The organism is Vibrio sp. 811 (assembly GCF_033339195.1).
On sequence record NZ_JAWOUB010000093.1, the window covers coordinates 1 to 1165 of the forward strand.

The 1165-nt window shown below is 42.0% G+C and carries 2 protein-coding genes and 1 pseudogene; 2 read left to right on the forward strand and 1 reads right to left on the reverse strand.

Going from position 1 to position 1165, the window contains the following annotated elements:
* Together R7Q46_RS25035 and R7Q46_RS25040 are read left to right on the forward strand one after the other, a co-directional pair.
* Nucleotides 1–137, forward strand: a pseudogene (locus tag R7Q46_RS25035) (deacylase); the annotation flags it as partial.
* Between the two features lie 210 nt (nt 138–347).
* Entirely contained in the window at nt 348–791 is a 444-nt protein-coding gene (locus R7Q46_RS25040) for a hypothetical protein (RefSeq protein WP_021823167.1), read from the forward strand.
* 87 nt (nt 792–878) lie between these two features.
* On the opposite strand, the gene R7Q46_RS25045 is transcribed toward R7Q46_RS25040, so the two are convergent.
* Nucleotides 879–1165: DUF3622 domain-containing protein (locus R7Q46_RS25045; protein WP_169629835.1), on the reverse strand; the 287-nt coding region annotated here is incomplete at its 5' end.

The following is a 1165-nucleotide window of genomic DNA, read 5'->3' on the forward strand; positions in this document are numbered from 1 at the left end:
CCATTTTCCACCTCGCATACTTCAGCCAAAGCGACGATGAAGTAGAACAAGCGGTAGAAAGCTACATTGAAGGATTAACTGAGTTTGACGTCGAACAGGTAACGACGGGACAAATCCCACTCGACACTCAGTCATAATTGCATGCTCTATGATCTCAAAGCCCAGTACCTGTTGCCGGGCTTTTTTTGTTATGTTTACTCACCAATATTATTTATTACAAACACTTAAACATGAAAACTTAACGTTTGTGCTTCGTGTTTAGCTTATTTCAATTCATCTTGTTCACCGCACAATTGCACAGCGTTTTATTTATTCGTATTATGTTTTCTTTTTGCTTGCACACATCTATGAATAAAACACAACTCATTAGCTGTTTGTTGGGACTTGGACTTTCTGCAAATCTCCTCGCTCAAGAATCTGAAAACATCGCTCAATACTTACAAGAACAAAGTCAACAACATTCACTAGAAGATCATTATGCTTCATCTGTTCCAGATGAACTCAACTTGGACGCGCAACGCTCAGAACTCAAATGGCGAGAGGAAGGTAAGCCAGATCATTGTTACCACACAAAAAATAACGCCGAGGTTACAACAGACTTTGACTACGGTGAGGCCAACGATCTTTCGGATGGCTTACATCATATTGATTTACCGCCTGTGCATACACGTAATAACAAATCATCTCATCGTGTTTACGCAAACAATCCTCACTTACTGCCTGGTAACCAACAGTTTGCCGCACCTTCCGAAGGCTCTTTTGGCTTCTCGGTTTCTTCTGACTGCTTATGAAAATGAGCCAACAAAAAAGCCCTGAAGAAACCTTCAGGGCTTTTTAGCATTACCGACAGATCGAAACATCAATCGGAATATATGCCATTATTCTTCGTCAGCTTCAGCTTCGCGTGCTTTACGAGCTTCTTCTTTGCGAACTTTTGCCGCAAGTTGTTCTGCTTCACGTTCTTGACGCTGTACAGCTTTACGCTCATTACGAACAACTTGGTTTTCGATGAAGCCCGCAAGTTCTTGTTCAGCCCAAGCTTGTGCTTTTTCTTCGCTGTCAAACCCAGTTTCACGTTTTGAAACCATTGTTTTGCGAGACGTTACTTGACGAGTGATTTCTGCGCTCCAGCCGTTACGTTTTTCAGTTACGCGGATAGCAAATT